Origin of the sequence: Klebsiella sp. YJ, from assembly GCF_002108615.1 — a bacterium.
GTDB lineage: Bacteria > Pseudomonadota > Gammaproteobacteria > Enterobacterales > Enterobacteriaceae > Klebsiella > Klebsiella planticola.
The window spans coordinates 1-1,192 of record NZ_MTEG01000096.1; the positions used below are offsets into that span (position 1 = coordinate 1).

The window sequence follows — 1,192 nt, forward strand, 5'->3', positions numbered from 1 at the left end:
GGCTGATTCGATGTGTTTGCGGGAAAAAAATCGGCCCAGATCCGCGAAATTTTAATCAGCGAGTCAGCTTGGGAAGAAATGACCTGCTTATTCGCACCTTCCCTAGTCAACATGCCACTAATTTATGAACGTTGGTGTTTGCTGCAAATCATCAAAGTGCTGACTCAGGCATTCCGATATCTGCCAGAGGACAACTGGAAACGAAAATTGATTGCGAATATTCAAGGCAATGAAGAACAAATCAGCATTCAGTTTTTCAACCCTAATGTTTCAAGAAAAGTCACCTTGCAATACGAGCCGTTCTTAGCCAATGGTAAGCGCCCTGATTTTGTTTTGGATGTAGAAGCGATTACCAAAAGTGGTAACCAGATTTCAAAGCGGTTAGTCGTCGATGCAAAGTACTATTCTGCTGCCTATCTCAAGCTTAGAGGCGGGATCGGTGGGGTTATCCATGAACTTTACAACGGCAAAGATTATAGCGAATGCCAAGAAAACAGTGTGTTTGTTCTGCACCCCGTGTTAGATGCGGTTGAGAAAGTCGTATCTCCACAGGAATGGGCGAAAGACAGTTATTTGGGCGAACTATCCATGTTTGATTGGGAGCCAGCATACCATCAACGTCAAGCTACAAACTATGGTGCAGTATGTGCTAACCCAATGAAGTCGCAACGCTATCTTGATGAAATCCAACGTATGCTAGGGATGTTTCTACAGTACGGCATTGAAGACAATACATCTTTTCGAGGAGCATCGGATGATACTCATGCGGTGAATTTTTGTGTTTCTTGCGGGTCTGAAAAAGTAGTTGATGTAACGAAATCAATGAGTTCAAATAATCAAAAGCGTTGGTATCGGTGCAATGAGTGTACACACTTTACCGTGTATACCCACTGTGGTACATGCAATACACGATTAATTAAGAATGGCGAGTATTGGACCTATTTGTCTTTGATGCCTATGTCTTCAATTAACATAAAGTGTCCAAACTGCGAGTCTCCCGTATGACGGGTTCTATTTAAGATGATGTTAATTTCAGTATCTGTTATTACAGGGGTCAGTTTGGATATCGAAAATTATTGTACTATAAGGGGCACTGTTGCAAAGTTAGCGATGAGGCAGCCTTTTGTCTTATTCAAAGGCCTTACATTTCAAAAACTCTGCTTACCAGGCGCATTTCGCCCAGGGGATCACC

General features: G+C 42.4%; 1 protein-coding gene. It reads left to right on the top strand.

All coding sequences use genetic code 11. The annotated features are described in order from the left end of the window. Positions 1-111: 111 nt before the first annotated feature. Positions 112-1,005, top strand: a complete 894-nt coding sequence (locus tag BV390_RS30320) for a nuclease domain-containing protein (RefSeq protein WP_246858326.1) — start codon at positions 112-114, stop codon at positions 1,003-1,005. Positions 1,006-1,192: the final 187 nt, after the last annotated feature.

What these genes read in the sequence shown, in the direction of transcription:
- BV390_RS30320 (WP_246858326.1), top strand. Translation starts at nt 112, where the DNA reads ATGCCACTAATTTATGAACGTTGGTGTTTGCTGCAAATCATCAAAGTG.